This window comes from Methylomonas sp. HW2-6 (assembly GCF_052474525.1).
On sequence record NZ_CP184124.1, the window covers coordinates 1,476,269 to 1,490,304 of the forward strand.

Below are 14,036 nucleotides of genomic sequence, written 5' to 3' on the forward strand. Positions count from 1 at the left end.
GGTTCCGATTGACCTATACGCCGATATGCAACGGATGCGTCGTCAAGCTGCCGCGGCCGTCTTCGCTAATCTCATCATCGCTGATTTTAAAGTTGCCGAGTTTCATGGTCAGGTATTTATCGAAATACGGTTTCAGTTCGTTTTCGATAGACAGGTCGTAGTCAGGTCTGACGATGTGGGTGGTACCCCAGGTGACTTTGACGACTTCGCCGTCTTTCACCACCAGTTCGCCGTCTTTGAATACGTAATCCGGTTTCGAGAACATGGTCTCTCGATTGTCGTTTTCGGTATAGACAGTAATGTCGGCGAAGTTGCCGGGGCTGAGCGCACCGCGATCTTTCAGGCCGATGATGCGAGCGGCGCCGGCGCGGGTCATGATGGCAATTTCGTTCAAGCTGTATTCGCGCTCGATCGATGCCAGCGTGGTCATCTTTTGTGCTTCCGGATGAATAGTCGCCAGCATGTCATTGCGGAAACTACGGTCCATCAGCAAACGGATCAAATGCGGATAGCTGGTGAACGGCGCGCCGTTGGGGTGGTCGGTGGTCAGGAAGATCCGCCACGGGTCTTCGACCAGCAGGAAGATTTCCAAGCCAATCGCCCATTGCAAGGCGTTGACGAAGTTCTGGTCCTTATACTTGAACGGCACCACGCCACAGCCGGCATCGCATTCGATGTCCATACACACCCACTTGTTCGGACTGGCGAACTTGTGGTTGGCGTGTTGGCGCATGTTGTCGCCGGAGGCAGTGACGGTCTGGCCGAACAAGATTTGGCCGACGTCGGCGGTGATATTTTTATTCTTGTTGATCGCCTCTGCGATTTGCGCCGCGCCGGAGGAGAATTTGAAGTCGCCTTCGGTGCCGTAGCTGTGGAACTGAATATGAGTCAGATGCATCGGCAGGCCGTCGATGCCTTCGATTGTGTTCAAGGTGGTATCGACGTTGCCGGGGACGCCCAGGTTGCAGCCGTGCACGTGCAGGGGATGAGTCACGCCCAGTTCATTGACCGCGCGGGCCAGGGTTTGCAGCACTTGCCGCGGAGTGACGCCGTAATGAGCGTTTTGCTCGTCCAGCTCCAGCTTGCGTTGGTTGAATTTGAAGGCGTTGATGCCGCCGGCGTTAACCACTTTGACCCCGATGGCTTTGGCGGCGTTCAGCGTCCAGGCCACGTAATCGTTGACGGCTTTCTGGTCTTTTTTGGCGGTCAGCATACGCAGCAAAAAGTCGTCACTGCCCAGCATCACGTAGCCGCCTTTGTCGATGATCGGCGTATCGCCCATTTCCATGTGGGCCTGACGGGCGTTGACCGGTAATACTGCTGGTTCAAAGCAGGCGGTGTAGCCCATTTCGGCGTAACGGTAACCGGTGACGAAACTTGAAGGCATCGCATGGCCGGTGCCGGAACGGGTCAAATGAGTGCGGTGCACCGGATCGGCCCGGTGATCTTCCGGCAGCAGGGTACGGGCGATGTTGCCCTTGCCGCCGCCGATGTGGGTGTGCATGTCGATGGCGCCCGACATGACGACTTTGCCGCGCAAGTCGTATTCCCGATCTACCGGGCGGCCGTCCTTGGGCGCTTCGACGATGCGGCCGTCCTGAATGTAAATATCCTGTTGCTGACCGGCAATGCCGCTGGCCGGATCATAAATGGTGCCACCTGTGAGTTTTATCAGCATGTCGGTATCCTAAAGTGCTTGTTCAATGGCATTCAGCACCTCGGCGGTGCTAGGCAGACCGGAGTCGCGCAATTTTTTCAAGCGCAAGGCGACTACACTATCCATCCGATAAACATGACCGGCGTGATCGATCCCCGGCGTACCGACTGGAATGAATACGTCGGGCTCGGCTTCGAGTTGCATGCCGGAACGGCCGACAACGATGGTCGGCAAGCCTGTTCGTGGTGGCGTCGCCGTTGCGTTATAGGCCTGCACCCATACCAAGGCATCGGCTTCGCCGTTGGCAATCATGGCCTGACTATCGAACAGAAACGGATCGTATTCCGGATAGCCTCTGGCGAAATTGACTCGTGCTGGATAACCGGTGGTCCAGCCGCAAACCTGATTGGCGGTGTAATCGCCTTCCTTGCCGCCCAGCGGCAGGCCGGAGCAACGGGTAGCCTGCATATTGATGTCTTTGACGATATTGCAGATCGTCTGGACAGTTAACTCAGCGTGTTCGAATGCCAGTTTACCTGCGCTCCACAATACGACGCCATAACGTGCCTGGCGTAATCTGTCGGCTACTTTTTGCAGTGCCGAAACCGCAATATTGCCGACGGTTTCAACCTGTAATGGTTGATTCCTGACCAGAGCAGACAGCACCGCCACCACGTCAGGTAGGTCGGCGTCATCGCAGGCCAGCACGGTTGGTGTTTTGCCAGTAGGCGAAACAGCGGCCTTGCCCGCGGGTGTTTTGCCAAGATAAATCACGTCACGTTGATCAGTGCTTTCTAGGAACATCGCGTGTTCGTTCCATAAAAAGCGTTCGAAAAAGCGCGGTGCAAAGACTTCCGGATCGGTACCGATGATCAACAGCAAATCACAGCGATTCTTGACCTCGGCCAAAGTGGTGTTCATCCAGCCGGAGTCCTGCATCGCCAGCAAATTGCGGCGAGCCGCGTTGAAGTTGATGTTATCGACCACCGCGCCAGCCTTGTCCGCCAGCGCCAGCAAGGCGCGCATGCCGTTGACGTCGGTCGCGCAGCCGCCGATGACTGGTTGCCGGGTGTCGCGCAGCAATTCGGCGGCTTTGGCGACGGCAGCCTCCAGGCTGGCAGTTTGGCCGGCGATGCGCGGTGCGGTATCGCTAATCGGCTGTTCGAAGGCGGGGGTGTTGACCGCGCAACCGTTGGCGGTTACTGTCACGGCCAAGCCTTCCACCTTGATACTCAGATCGTCGGTGCCGATGCCGCAAAACGGGCTGGGTACCTCGGTGATTTCAGTCATCGTGCTGTCCTCAGTCTTTTTTAATGTATTTGAAACGCGGATCGTCCGGCGTGCCCTCGAAAATGCCGTCGGATTCGGCGGCGGCGTCCCACAACACCACCTGCTCGATTTTTTTTGCCAGTGCGAAATCCATTTCGGTCACGCCTTTGGCGGCATGGGTGACCAGTTTGACGATCACGAATGCGTAGGAAACCGTTAAATCCGGATGGTGCCAGGCTTTCTCCGCCAGATGGCCGACGGTATTGACGACCATCAACGTGGCTTTCCAGCCGCTGGTTTTGAATTTGCGCCGAATCCAGCCGTTCTCGTAATACCAGTGCGGCAAGTCGCGACTCAATCGTTCGGCAATTTCGGCTTCGCTATAAACTTTGAGTGTATCGTGAGGCATTGCCTATCCTCCGGGTAGAATCAATTCAACATTCTATCGCACAGTTTGGTCTGGTGTCTTTATGGCGCGTGGCTTCAGAATAGACTATTTAGCCGTGTCGGTGTAAAGCGGCGAGCCGTTTTGTAGTTTCCAATGTTCAAGCGTGCTGCGATCCGGATTGGTATAGCGGTTTGGCTTGTAACGACACCAACCAACCCGGTTTTGGTTGGTACGGGGGTAAGCGAAATCTTTGCGGATCGCAGTCACAGTTTGCAAAAGGGCGGATTGCAGGTTTTTCAGTTCCGGCCGCTTAATTGAGTACGCGATGCCGGTGCAATAACGACGATGTCGCTGTTGAACAGGGCGGCATTGAAAAACAGCCTGATCGCCGCCAAGTCCGGCATTGAACTCAAAAACCGCTGTCGCGGTTATTTCACGAAACGGGGGATACAGAATGTCCACGATGACTTTCGAGGCTTTATTGCAAACCGTGGCCGAACAGGAAGGCCAGATCGCAGAATTGAAAAGCCAATTGATTTGGCTGCAAGCCTTGCTGGAAAACCAGCGCCGGTTACAGTTAGCGCAGGAATTAGTGCAGATGGTCAGTCAGTATCCGGGCAAATTAAATTGTCCGATGGTGGTTTCGACCGAGGTGCACTGATTTAAGCCAGCATGGCTTGGTTTGCTGATGGCCGGCAGGAGAGGCCGATGTTTGGAGCCGATACGAGGCGCCAAGCAACCGAGCCGATCATCCCAGTCCGGGACGCAGGGCTCAGCCCTTTGATAGCCACTCGTTGCGCATTTCTTCCACCCGCCGCATCATCTCGTCGAGCGCTTTGACGGATTCTTTGTGGAGCGGGTGAGCGCGGTTATGGACCGGATGCTTGGTATCGTTGAGCAATTCCTCGATAAACCGCTCGTATTCCATCAGTTCGGCGGGTATGGAGTCTGGCTTTTCTTTCATCAGCATAACGACAAGTAGAATTGAAAGTATAAGAACATAAAAAAGCCCACATTGTAGTGGGCTCCGTCCGGTGTTTTTATGTTTTTTTGATGGACGCCTACCCGATGTAGCGGTAGGTTAAAGTGTTGCGCTGTTTTTCTTGTTATACCGCCGAAACGGTCGCTTACCTCCTCCCCCTTTTTAAAGATACGCCCTTGCAAGGCGTATTGACCTAAGTCAAGGTGGGCGCATTCTAGTGAAGAAAAATGCACTTGTCCAGAAAAACGCGACAATTTGTCGCATAATAAATTTAAGGGTTTTGTTCGGCGCTTAAATCCTGTTCGCAAGTCGCGGCCGCAGTTTGATTTGCTTCAATTTGCCGCCGAACTTTTGTGCGGTATAAATGGCCTGGCAACTGACTGGAAACAGGCCGCTGGAGGATAAAACATGGACACCATTCACCACATCGCGATTCAAGTCGACGATATTCAACAAAGCGTGGACTGGTACACCAGCCGTTACCAAGTGCGTGTGGCGTATCAGGACCAAACCTGGGCCTTGCTGCAATTTGCCAACGTAGCGCTGGCATTGGTGCTGCCCAACCAACACCCGCCGCATTTCGCCATCGTCTCCGAACATGCGGAGGATTACGGCCCATTGCAAACCCATCGCGACGGGACTGCATCGGTTTACATTCAAGACCCGGCCGGCAATCAGATCGAGATGATCCGGCTGGCAAAGATGGCCAACGATTAAACCCGGTCGTCTTCCTGCAACATCGCATAGGCGGCATTGATTCTTCGGGTTTCTTCTTCCGCCACTTGCCTGATTTTCGCGCCCAGGTTTTCGACCTTGTCCGGGTGGTATTCCGAAATTTTCTTCTTGTAAGCAGCGCGGATGTCCAGCGGAATCGCGTCCGGCTTCACTTCCAGAATTGCAAAGCATTCGTCCAAGGTTTTGACCGCGGTATCGTCGTCCGGCAGCTTGATTTCGGTGATATAGACGTTGTTATGCGCGTCGACGTCCAATTTGAATTGTGCCGCGCACTTGCGGCATTGGGCCTTATTGCTTTTGACCGGTAGCGTGAATTTGATTTGCTGAGCGCAGGCCGGGCAGGAGATGACCCGGTCATTGGGATTGGGCTTGGCTACGGCCGGTTTCGGCGATTTCTCCCGCTTCTGCTTGATCCGGCGCTTGATCAGCAAGTAGCCTAGGGCCATCGCGGCCGCGAATGCCGTTGCGGCGAAAATAAACGGGTTCATTGGCGGGATGTCTGCGAAGCTTCGAGCGCGGGTTGCGGATGTCGGCAAGTTTAGCCGATAGCGGCACAATACGTTGCACGGCTCGAAACCGAATCCGGGGCCGCCGCCGCTAGAAAGTCGGGACGCGCGCTTAAACCTCAGCCCACATTCGCAGCAGGTTGTGGTAGCAGCCGGTCAGATTGACCACCGGCTCGCTGTCGCCACCGGAGTTGCGTAACTGCAGGATGGCCATGTCCATTTCGAACAGCAGCCGGCGGCGTTCGGTTTCGCGCACCATGCTTTCCAGCCAGAAAAACGACGCTACCCTGGCGCCGCCCGTCACCGGCTCCACCCGGTGCAGACTGGAGCCGGGATACAGCACCATGTCGCCGGCGGCCAGCTTGACGGCATGCTGGCCGTAGGTGTCTTCGATCACCAGTTCGCCGCCGTCGTAACTGTCCGGATCGGCCAAAAAAATCGTCGCCGACAAATCGGTGCGTACCCGCTGGCCGGTGACCGGACAATGCCGAACCGCATTGTCGATATGGTTGCCGAAGGTGTTGTGTTCACCTTCGTAACGGTTGAATAGGGGCGGGAAGATGCGCTTCGGCAGCGCCGCAGACAGGAACAAGGCGTTGCGATTCAGCGCGTCCAGCAAAATAGTGCGGGCCGCCGCGCTTTGGCTGGATTGTTCCGGCAACTGCCAGTTGTTTTTGACTTGCGCCGACTGGCTGCCGGCTGTGATCCGGCCGTCGGCCCAAGCCGCATCGGCCAGAATCCCGCGGACTCGGCTGAGTTCGTCCGGGTTCAGCACCTGCGGAATTTCGATCAACATGGCTCAAGCTCCGATCGCATCGATGGCGAAATACAGCATCAGGCTCAAAGAGCCCAAGCCCAAACCCGCCGCGGCCAGCCGATTACCGTGCAATCGCGTCCACAACAAAGTGCCGGTCAGACTGAGCAGAATCAGGCCGCCGGCCAGGGTATCGACCAGCAACACCCAGCCCACGCCCATCCCGACGCCCTTGTGCAGATTGTTCAGGGTTTGCAGCAGATTGGCGTCGCTTTGTTTAACCGTGACAAAAGCATTCCCTTCCCAGTAATCGGCCGACAACATATGTTGCGGGTTGCGCAGATTGATCTGCCACGAGGCCGGCTGTTGCACGGTCTGGTTATTCCAGGTCACGGTCCTGCCCGGTTCTTTTCGCGCTCTGGCGTGGCTGGTGTCGACGTTAAGTGTCTGGCCCAGCCAGGCCGCCAGCGCTTTCGGATCGGCCGGTTTCGGCTCGGGCAAGGCGATTTGGATTTCCTTGGGCTCCATCCGGCCGATCGGAATTTTCATCACCTCGCGGTGGTTCATCAAAATCCCGGTAAAACCGAACAGCAAACCCATCGCCGCGCCCCACAGCCCAAGCCAGGCGTGGGTGCGGCGCAGCCATTTCAAAAAAGCGCCGCGCGAAAGATTTTTGGGCAGGAATAAATAGCCGCCGTTGGTTTTCTTCGGCGGGCGGTTGGCTGGCGTGATCGATTGAGTAGTTGTTGTATCCATTAGGTGCTAATTGGTCTGTGTGATTCCCACATCCATGCGCGGCTGGACTGCAAACAGTCTGGGGTGAAAGAACGTACGTGGGTTTTAGTTTGTTGCCATCCCTGGCAGATTCTGGGTTCAAGAGTTTTTAAAACTTCATACTCACGCCGGCATTGACCGCAATCGGCGAGCCTGGGGTGATGTTGGTATTGCTATTGGCGGTTGCGTAGTACTGCTTATCCAAGAGATTTTCGATGTTGACTTGCAACTGGATATTTTTGGTTGCTTTGTAATAAGCAGCGGCATCAAAACGCAGGAAACCCGGCAGAGACACAGCATTGTCGCTGGCTGCAAACATTTTGCTGCGATAAACAGAGCCCAGTCCAACCCCCCATTTTTCGGTGATGTCATAACGATTCCACAATGAGAAGGTATGTTCCGGAACTTGAGCCAGAGTATTGCCCGCAGGCGCGGTGGCGGACAGGCTCTTGGTATATTCGGCATTTTGATAGGCGTAGCCGCCGATGACTTTCCAGGCTTCGGTGATGTTGCCGCTAAATCCAAGTTCTATGCCTCGAGTCCGTTGGCCATCCACCAAAAAGGACACCGCCGGATTGTTTGGGTCAGTGGCAACCGCGTTGAGGCGATCGAGCTGGAAAAACGCCAGTGTGGTGGAAAGATCCGCTGTGATGTCCCACTTGGCCCCCAGTTCATAATTTCTGAATTCTTCCGGTTTGAGTGCCTGGTTTGATAAGGATAGTGAGGATAATTGATCTCCCGCCCTCGGCACATAAGCGATACTGTAGTTGGCGTACAAAGAAAAATCTTCGCCGAAGGGTTTGTAGATCAGGCCCCCGCGTGGCGAAACCAAATCATCATTGGTCGCAAAGTTTTGGCCGTTGCGTTTATTTGTGAAATCAACTTCAAAGCGGTCGTATCGCAAGCCCATAATAGCTTGCCAATGTTCGCTGAGTTGGATTTGATCCTGCACGTAACCCGCTGCTATCGTTGCCACCCCGTGATTATTGGCGTCGGTGGCGCTCTGTCTGAAAACCACATTGCCTCTGTAGATGGGATCAGTCAACTTTACCAAGACAGAGGTCGTGTTGGGGCCAATCTCGTTAAAGTAACCGGTATTGCGAAAATTGTCGGTTTCCTGCCGCCCAAATTCCATGCCTGTCAGAAGCTTGTGTTTGAATGGACCGGTGTTTATTGAAAATGTCAGATCGGTTTGGTTGAAAAAGTTCTCGCGCTGGGTTGCATTGTTATAAGCCGAGATTGTGACCTGTGTGCCGGCAGCGTTGACAGCGCCGGGAAAGATATTTTGATAGAACTTATCGTAGGTGGCGTAACGGGTGCGGTTGCGAACAGATACACCGTTGCCAAAGTCGTGATCTAGCAAAGCATTGAACGAGTCGACTGTCGCGCCGGTCGGGCTACGGTCCGGGTCGCCAAAAAAAGTCGAGGAAGCGGTATTGACTGGCCGACCACCGAAAGACGAGATGCCTCGGTCGGCAGTTCTGGCGTCCTCGTAATGTTCGTAACCTAAAGTGATCTTGGTTTGATCGCTAGGACGCCAGCTTACCGTCGGATTGACACCCCACCGTGCCGCATCAAAGCCCTCGCGATAGCTGCGCGAGTTTTCCCACATACTCGTCAGGCGCACTGCGAAACTGTCGCTAATGACGTGATCGAAGTCTCCGGACAGTCGGTATTTATCGAACGAACCAAATTGCACGTTCATTTCGTGCGTGTTACTCCAGTCCGCCATTTTTGTGGCGCGGTTGATTAAACCACCGGAACCGCCACGGCCAAAGACCATCGCATTGGGGCCTTTCAAAACATCGACTCGTTCGATGTTATACAAGTCGCGGAAATACTGTACGTCATCGCGGATGCCATCGACATACATATCGCCTGTCGAACTGTTGCCGCGAAAAATAGGCGTATCGCGATTGCCTTCGCCTTGGGCTATACCCACGCCGGGTACGTAGCGAATCGTGTCGGCGATGCTCTGCATGTTTTGGTCTTTAATCAGGTCCTGGGTAATGACGGTTAAGGATTGCGGAAGATCGATCAGTTTGGTATCGGTTTTGACTGCTGCGTTGTTGGTTTTGGCTTGATAACCTTTTACGGTATTGGCTTTTTTCTCCCGAACGGATTTGACCTTGACATCTTTTAAGATGACTTCCTGGTCCTTGTCGGCAACGGTGTTGGCTGTAGGTTCGGCTAGGGCAATGCCGCTCAAGGCGGCGCCGAGCGGCAGAAGGGCGCCCAGCCGCCATTTGGCGTTGCCGGATTTGCTACGGAGTGGTTTGGTGTCTGACATACGTTCCCCTAAGTTGGCATAGATTCGGTTGGCTGCCTGGCGAGGAACGCTGGGTGGCTATAAAGGCGTTGCAATGCTGGTCTCGCGCACTAATTCGGGCGGGAGCGCAATGCTCTGAGAAAGATGCTGCACGGAGCGTAATTGAAATCGTTCTCAAATAATAACGATTCTCATTTTATGTGTTTCGATTTGCTTGTCAATTGTTGCTGAGTCGCAACGGCTTGGCCCAGACCCTAAATTTCCATTTCAGATACGCCGGCCCCACAGTCCGCTCGGAGTGCAAAATCTGCCGCCAAAATCAGAGATTACCTGAAGCTTGGCCGCTATCGCTTCGCTCGCACCTGGGCCTGATTTGGCATTGTTGCGCGCTTTGAAAAAAATAATTTCGCGCAGAGAGGGAAAAGTGCTTTACGACTTAAATGAGAATAATTATCATTTAATTCAAATTCACTGCCTGTTAGCAATCGTGAAACGACTATTTTCATTTTGGGACAAAACGGATTGCGTCAATCTGGCGATTGCGCCCGACGTACTTGCAACGCTGGTCGAAACAGGCCAACTGCACGCCACCGATTTTCGTTGTCTGGATCTGGGGTCCAAGCAAATTGTCTGGAAGATGTTTTTATCGCTGGCCGCTGCAAAACTGGGTGGTCGGCAAGCTTTGGCGGATTTTTCTCTTAAATTAAGGAGCGAGCGATGAGCAAGAAACCCTGCAACCATGAATACCTGGCGGCCACCGAATTCGGTAAAGTCCAGATTTGCCGCGAATGCGGCGTCGTCCACTTCCACGTGCAGAATTTGACGATGCGGTTTGAAGTGGCCGATTTTCTCGGGCTGGCGGACACGTTGGCCGATGCGGCAATCCAAGCCAGAACCGGCGGCGATAAGGACAAGGCCAGCCGCGCCGGCTTTACCGTGATCAAGCCCAGCCAGCGTTTGAATTGACCGGGCGAAGCGATGCGCTACCACCCGCAGGCGCTTGTCATCGCCATTTTATCGGCAACGATAGGCTGCAACTTCGTCGTTAAGATCCTGTTTCCGGAAGCCGGCGCCAAAATCGCCGAGGCATTGCAAAGCGATACAGCGCCAGTGCTTGGTGTCGCCGCGGTACTGGTGCTGATCGCCCTGGGACTTTTTGTTAAGTCCAACAGGAGCACCATCGATCGGGTATTGACCGGCCGCGCCGAACCGGCGGAAGTATGGCGCGTGTTTTTCAAACCCAGTGTTGCCCGCCGCCGCGATCCGAAATAACGGATGCTATTCGTGGTTGGCCGCTGCTGCCCGAATGGCAGCAACCCCTGCAAATCGTCCTGCAACAGCGCCGTCTCAATCGCGCAAACCCTCGCGCTGCTTTCTTGCAGCGGGTAGATCGCCAATAGAGCGCATAGACCGAGTCCAACACCAAGCAATCCCCGCCTCGAACCCACCCATAACGGCGCGAACAAGCCGCAGTATAGTTACAACTGCCACCAGACCGATTTTACCTGCGCCCGGTTTGTCGGCTAATCTGTCGCCTTGCCGCTCGTTTCCGGAGTTATCCATATGACCGAACTACCGTTCCCCGTCGCCGTTGCCGCCGAGCAAGTGCCGCCGCGGCCGCGAAAATCCTTGTATCCCCAAGCCATTCTCGATCTACATGGCACCCGCTTGGCGGGGCGGGAAAAGACGCCGCTCGGGGACGTGTTCGGGCTGCAAAACTTCGGCGTCAACCTGACCAAACTGGAACCCGGCGCGATTTCCGCCCTGCGCCACGCCCACGCCAAGCAGGACGAATTTATTTACATACTGCAAGGCACGCCGACGCTCTATACCGACGAGGGCGCGACACGGCTGGCGCCGGGCATGTGCGCCGGCTTCCAGGCCGGCAGCGGCAACGCCCATCGCTTGGTCAACGAATCGGCGGACGACGTGCTCTATCTGGAAATTGGCGACCGCACGCCGGGCGACCGGGTCGAATATCCGGACGACGACTTGCGGGCAGTCGGCACGGCCGGCGGTTGGCAGTTTACCCATAACAACGGCGAGCCGTATCCATGACGGCGCCACCACCCGCGCGCATCGTTCTGCTGCGGCACGGCCGGCCGAGCGTAGCGCTGACCGGCATTTTGCGGGCGACCGATCTCGCGCGCTTGGCCGATGCTTACCGCGTCGCCGGCATCGTCGATGCGCCGCCGCCGGCAACCCGCGCAGTGCTAAAAGACATCGGCATGGCCTTGTGCAGCGATCTGCCGCGTTCCCGGCAATCGGCTCAGGCACTGGGATTTGGGGAAAATCCGGTCGCCGATGCCCTGTTCGGCGAAGCCCAATTGCCGCACTTTCACCATGGCCGGATTCGCCTGCCGGCAGCCGTGTGGCTGCCCGTGTTGCGCCTGCTATGGCTGGCCGGCTTTTCCCGCAACGGCGAATCCTACGCCGCAGCCAAACGCCGTGCCCGCTCGGCCGCGCAGCGATTGATCGATTATGCCCATATTCACGGCAGCGTAGCGTTGGTGGGACACGGCGTGATGAATCATTTGATCGGCCGCGAACTGCGCGCCCAGGGCTGGTGCTGCAGCCTGCGCCCCGGCAAGGACTATTGGGCTTACGCCGTTTATGAGGCGAATTGACGCACGGAGCTAAAGAAGGATGTGCCGGGCGGAGCGCGCTTCAATCGAGGTAACTCGCGAACGATGAGTATCTCGTTGTTCGTTACATCCGATAAGTGCATCTTACGGCTGCCGAGGGTAGTGATCGGCCAAGAGCCGCCACAGAACACTCATTGCGGAATGACGGCAAACGAGTCCATTGCCGCCGATGGTTGCATCATAAATCCAGAGGGCTTTTTGCGTCCTTGATTGTCCCACTGGGCACGGTAAGCGTGTAGATCATGGTCGTTCGCAAATCTCTGTGACCTAATAGTTCTTGAATGGTGCGAATATCGACGTTGGCTTGTGGGAGATGACTGGCAAAGCTATGGCGAAACGTTTGCACCGATGCACGTTTGGCAATTCGGCTTCTGCGCACCGCGAGTTTAAGGGCTTGTTGCACATGAGACTCCTGCAAATGCCAACGCCGATACTCTTCATTGGAAGGAACCAGGGTATTCGACTTTGCAGGGAACAACCATTGCCAGGCAAATTCTTTGGGGGCGTTTTTATATTTGCCATCCAGCGCTTTGGGCAAGAAGACACCGACGGTGTTCGCCGCCAAATCCAGTTCATGCAACGCCGCCACTTGCTCTAGTTGGGCGGCAATCTTATCCGTCAACATTGATGGCATAGGCAGGGTACGTTCTTTTTGGCCTTTGCCATCGTGCACGGTCAACACCTTCAACCTTGCCAAACTCCTTTTGTAACATGTTCTTGAATAAAAACAGTAGCCCATTGAAGGCTTGATTCTGGCTAGACGCCGTGACCTGTTTGTTCACAGCGAGATGACTCAAAAAGCCTTTGACTTCGTCCATGCCTAACAAGCCGGCATCTTTGCTCTTGGTAAAGGTTTGAAACTACTGTAGCCAATAGTGGTAGGCTTGCCATGTGTTGTTCGAACAATGGAGTACCTTGATAGCGTTCTTCAGTTGCTCATAAATGGCTTCCCAGTTGGCACCGGTCAATTTTAGCGGCTGACCCGTCACTCAAGACAGTGGCATTTCCCGTTTTGTCACAGACAGACTGACCTGACTGGAAGAGCTGGGATTCCGGCGTGCCTGAAGACGTCGAAGGCAGTGGATTGTTAGCGGTTAAATTGCCGGACCGTGCTGACGGCGATTGAAGAGTGCCAATCTTTCGGTAATAAATCGCAAAATTCCGGCGAGCTTCCATTCTTTGCGCATCGGACTGCCCCTTGATCTTCAGTTTTTCGTCAAACCCGGCAAAGCTAGCGGTAAGTTTCGGGTACAAAGTGTACTTATTGTAAAAATCCAGATAAAACCTAAGCCACTTATGAAAAATTATGGCGTTGCTGATCCGAAATATTGTGTAAGGTAAGCTGTGACTCGAACGCCTGACTTAGTAATGCGGTAGTAGTCAACATGACAACCTCCAATTTCACCTTTTGGCTCAGTTTGGATGATATACGGAAGGGAAAAATCCTTACAGTTCCTGTCCAGAATTTATTGTTGCGACCCAGGTTTCGTGGTAGAAATATTGTTAACAGCTAAATAACTTGTTAGGTCTTATAACCGATACTGTTTTCCCATATTTTACCAAGGAGAGTTTTATGAATTCCGAAACGTTCGATGATGATGTGCAAACTTCTATTGAAGGCCCTAGGCAAATCGGTAAGGCTAATCATCACACCACTGCAGCGTCCATCACTTTAACCACTTATCTACCCTTAGTCGCTAGTGTTAAGTGGGTTCGGGCTTACATACGAAATCTGCCCTGGGGTCAGGGTCAATGCACTCTGGGCAGTGCCGAATGGGTGCAAGCACCTCTCGATGGTCGTGAGCCAATGGGCTGGTGTCGAGCAGAAGGTCGTGGGCAAGGAACAACCGAGCATGCGCGGTGGGTGTCTGTTGAGTTCTTCAGCTGGAGTCATTGCAACAGCAGAGAGGCTAAACTTGAAGTGGGGTATTACATGCCAAAATATCACGGCGAGCATTCGGAAGTTATCGAAATTGCAGAAATCCTCTGGCAAGAACCTAGTCTTGGGTACACGAACACCCCGACTTAACATTGTGCTCAAGCCGACCCGCTTCGGC

Annotated in this window: 19 protein-coding genes; 8 read left to right on the forward strand and 11 right to left on the reverse strand. The window is 54.6% G+C overall.

Annotated features, from left to right (window positions below; genetic code table 11):
• Window positions 1–13 precede the first annotated feature (13 nt).
• The 4 genes from ACH518_RS07830 to ACH518_RS07845 form a co-directional block, all read right to left on the reverse strand.
• Window positions 14–1,678, reverse strand: a complete 1,665-nt coding sequence (locus tag ACH518_RS07830) for a formylmethanofuran dehydrogenase subunit A (protein ID WP_445372493.1) — start codon at window positions 1,676–1,678, stop codon at window positions 14–16.
• Window positions 1,679–1,687: 9 nt separating this feature from the next.
• A complete protein-coding gene (locus tag ACH518_RS07835) occupies window positions 1,688–2,947 on the reverse strand; it encodes a formylmethanofuran dehydrogenase subunit B (RefSeq protein WP_445372494.1) in 1,260 nt (419 codons plus the stop codon).
• A 10-nt stretch (window positions 2,948–2,957) separates the two neighbouring features.
• On the reverse strand, window positions 2,958–3,335 hold the full coding sequence (locus ACH518_RS07840; protein ID WP_140910859.1) for a 4a-hydroxytetrahydrobiopterin dehydratase: 378 nt from the start codon (window positions 3,333–3,335) through the stop codon (window positions 2,958–2,960).
• 84 nt (window positions 3,336–3,419) lie between these two features.
• Complete coding sequence (locus ACH518_RS07845) at window positions 3,420–3,776, reverse strand: hypothetical protein (protein WP_445372495.1); 357 nt, start codon at window positions 3,774–3,776, stop codon at window positions 3,420–3,422.
• Between ACH518_RS07845 and ACH518_RS07850 the strand changes: the two genes are divergently transcribed.
• The gene (locus ACH518_RS07850) at window positions 3,769–3,975 is read left to right on the forward strand and encodes a hypothetical protein (RefSeq protein WP_140910858.1); all 207 of its coding nucleotides are present in this window, start codon (window positions 3,769–3,771) and stop codon (window positions 3,973–3,975) included. The genes ACH518_RS07845 and ACH518_RS07850 overlap by 8 nt on opposite strands.
• Before the next feature lie 111 nt (window positions 3,976–4,086).
• Here the strand turns inward: ACH518_RS07850 and ACH518_RS07855 are convergent, their stop codons facing one another.
• A complete protein-coding gene (locus ACH518_RS07855; RefSeq protein WP_140910857.1) occupies window positions 4,087–4,284 on the reverse strand; it encodes a hypothetical protein in 198 nt (65 codons plus the stop codon).
• 420 nt (window positions 4,285–4,704) lie between these two features.
• Between ACH518_RS07855 and ACH518_RS07860 the strand changes: the two genes are divergently transcribed.
• Window positions 4,705–5,013 (forward strand): VOC family protein, encoded by a 309-nt coding sequence (locus ACH518_RS07860; protein WP_140910856.1) that lies wholly within the window; start codon window positions 4,705–4,707, stop codon window positions 5,011–5,013.
• Here the strand turns inward: ACH518_RS07860 and ACH518_RS07865 are convergent.
• The 4 genes from ACH518_RS07865 to ACH518_RS07880 form a co-directional block, all read right to left on the reverse strand.
• Window positions 5,010–5,519 carry a J domain-containing protein gene (locus ACH518_RS07865; RefSeq protein WP_140910855.1) on the reverse strand — a complete coding sequence of 170 codons (510 nt, stop codon included), beginning with the start codon at window positions 5,517–5,519 and terminating at the stop codon, window positions 5,010–5,012. The genes ACH518_RS07860 and ACH518_RS07865 overlap by 4 nt on opposite strands.
• 130 nt (window positions 5,520–5,649) lie before the next feature.
• Window positions 5,650–6,333 carry a Fe2+-dependent dioxygenase gene (locus ACH518_RS07870; RefSeq protein WP_445372496.1) on the reverse strand — a complete coding sequence of 228 codons (684 nt, stop codon included), beginning with the start codon at window positions 6,331–6,333 and terminating at the stop codon, window positions 5,650–5,652.
• A 3-nt stretch (window positions 6,334–6,336) separates the two neighbouring features.
• Window positions 6,337–7,047: a PepSY-associated TM helix domain-containing protein gene (locus ACH518_RS07875; protein ID WP_445372497.1), complete on the reverse strand. Its 711-nt coding sequence runs from the start codon at window positions 7,045–7,047 to the stop codon at window positions 6,337–6,339.
• 127 nt (window positions 7,048–7,174) lie between these two features.
• Complete coding sequence (locus ACH518_RS07880; RefSeq protein WP_445372498.1) at window positions 7,175–9,355, reverse strand: TonB-dependent receptor; 2,181 nt, start codon at window positions 9,353–9,355, stop codon at window positions 7,175–7,177.
• 316 nt (window positions 9,356–9,671) lie between these two features.
• Here ACH518_RS07880 and ACH518_RS07885 point away from each other — a divergent pair, with 316 nt between their 5' ends.
• The 5 genes from ACH518_RS07885 to ACH518_RS07905 all read left to right on the forward strand — a co-directional run bounded on the left by ACH518_RS07885 (window position 9,672) and on the right by ACH518_RS07905 (window position 11,961).
• Window positions 9,672–10,055: a hypothetical protein gene (locus tag ACH518_RS07885; protein ID WP_278209520.1), complete on the forward strand. Its 384-nt coding sequence runs from the start codon at window positions 9,672–9,674 to the stop codon at window positions 10,053–10,055.
• On the forward strand, window positions 10,052–10,300 hold the full coding sequence (locus ACH518_RS07890) for a hypothetical protein (RefSeq protein ID WP_140910850.1): 249 nt from the start codon (window positions 10,052–10,054) through the stop codon (window positions 10,298–10,300). The genes ACH518_RS07885 and ACH518_RS07890 overlap by 4 nt, the downstream gene beginning before the upstream one ends.
• A gap of 12 nt (window positions 10,301–10,312) precedes the next feature.
• Window positions 10,313–10,606 carry a hypothetical protein gene (locus tag ACH518_RS07895; RefSeq protein ID WP_140910849.1) on the forward strand — a complete coding sequence of 98 codons (294 nt, stop codon included), beginning with the start codon at window positions 10,313–10,315 and terminating at the stop codon, window positions 10,604–10,606.
• A gap of 291 nt (window positions 10,607–10,897) precedes the next feature.
• Window positions 10,898–11,392 carry a cupin domain-containing protein gene (locus ACH518_RS07900; protein WP_445372499.1) on the forward strand — a complete coding sequence of 165 codons (495 nt, stop codon included), beginning with the start codon at window positions 10,898–10,900 and terminating at the stop codon, window positions 11,390–11,392.
• On the forward strand, window positions 11,389–11,961 hold the full coding sequence (locus ACH518_RS07905; RefSeq protein WP_445372500.1) for a phosphoglycerate mutase family protein: 573 nt from the start codon (window positions 11,389–11,391) through the stop codon (window positions 11,959–11,961). Before ACH518_RS07900 ends, ACH518_RS07905 begins: the two co-directional genes overlap by 4 nt.
• Window positions 11,962–12,157: 196 nt before the next feature.
• On the opposite strand, the gene ACH518_RS07910 is transcribed toward ACH518_RS07905, so the two are convergent.
• Together ACH518_RS07910 and ACH518_RS07915 are read right to left on the reverse strand one after the other, a co-directional pair.
• A complete protein-coding gene (locus tag ACH518_RS07910) occupies window positions 12,158–12,661 on the reverse strand; it encodes a tyrosine-type recombinase/integrase (protein WP_445372981.1) in 504 nt (167 codons plus the stop codon).
• Entirely contained in the window at window positions 12,591–12,797 is a 207-nt protein-coding gene (locus tag ACH518_RS07915) for a phage integrase N-terminal SAM-like domain-containing protein (RefSeq protein ID WP_445372501.1), read from the reverse strand. Before ACH518_RS07915 ends, ACH518_RS07910 begins: the two co-directional genes overlap by 71 nt.
• 755 nt (window positions 12,798–13,552) lie before the next feature.
• Here ACH518_RS07915 and ACH518_RS07920 point away from each other — a divergent pair.
• Entirely contained in the window at window positions 13,553–14,008 is a 456-nt protein-coding gene (locus tag ACH518_RS07920; protein ID WP_445372502.1) for a hypothetical protein, read from the forward strand.
• Window positions 14,009–14,036 lie beyond the last annotated feature (28 nt).

Coding starts and splice junctions, on each gene's coding strand:
- ACH518_RS07830 (WP_445372493.1), bottom strand. CDS start 1,678: ATGCTGATAAAACTCACAGGTGGCACCATTTATGATCCGGCCAGCGGC.
- ACH518_RS07905 (WP_445372500.1), top strand. CDS start 11,389: ATGACGGCGCCACCACCCGCGCGCATCGTTCTGCTGCGGCACGGCCGG.
- ACH518_RS07880 (WP_445372498.1), bottom strand. CDS start 9,355: ATGTCAGACACCAAACCACTCCGTAGCAAATCCGGCAACGCCAAATGG.
- ACH518_RS07870 (WP_445372496.1), bottom strand. CDS start 6,333: ATGTTGATCGAAATTCCGCAGGTGCTGAACCCGGACGAACTCAGCCGA.
- ACH518_RS07895 (WP_140910849.1), top strand. CDS start 10,313: ATGCGCTACCACCCGCAGGCGCTTGTCATCGCCATTTTATCGGCAACG.
- ACH518_RS07835 (WP_445372494.1), bottom strand. CDS start 2,947: ATGACTGAAATCACCGAGGTACCCAGCCCGTTTTGCGGCATCGGCACC.
- ACH518_RS07875 (WP_445372497.1), bottom strand. CDS start 7,047: ATGGATACAACAACTACTCAATCGATCACGCCAGCCAACCGCCCGCCG.
- ACH518_RS07865 (WP_140910855.1), bottom strand. CDS start 5,519: ATGAACCCGTTTATTTTCGCCGCAACGGCATTCGCGGCCGCGATGGCC.
- ACH518_RS07890 (WP_140910850.1), top strand. CDS start 10,052: ATGAGCAAGAAACCCTGCAACCATGAATACCTGGCGGCCACCGAATTC.
- ACH518_RS07860 (WP_140910856.1), top strand. CDS start 4,705: ATGGACACCATTCACCACATCGCGATTCAAGTCGACGATATTCAACAA.
- ACH518_RS07840 (WP_140910859.1), bottom strand. CDS start 3,335: ATGCCTCACGATACACTCAAAGTTTATAGCGAAGCCGAAATTGCCGAA.
- ACH518_RS07900 (WP_445372499.1), top strand. CDS start 10,898: ATGACCGAACTACCGTTCCCCGTCGCCGTTGCCGCCGAGCAAGTGCCG.
- ACH518_RS07855 (WP_140910857.1), bottom strand. CDS start 4,284: ATGCTGATGAAAGAAAAGCCAGACTCCATACCCGCCGAACTGATGGAA.
- ACH518_RS07850 (WP_140910858.1), top strand. CDS start 3,769: ATGTCCACGATGACTTTCGAGGCTTTATTGCAAACCGTGGCCGAACAG.
- ACH518_RS07920 (WP_445372502.1), top strand. CDS start 13,553: ATGAATTCCGAAACGTTCGATGATGATGTGCAAACTTCTATTGAAGGC.
- ACH518_RS07915 (WP_445372501.1), bottom strand. CDS start 12,797: ATGGACGAAGTCAAAGGCTTTTTGAGTCATCTCGCTGTGAACAAACAG.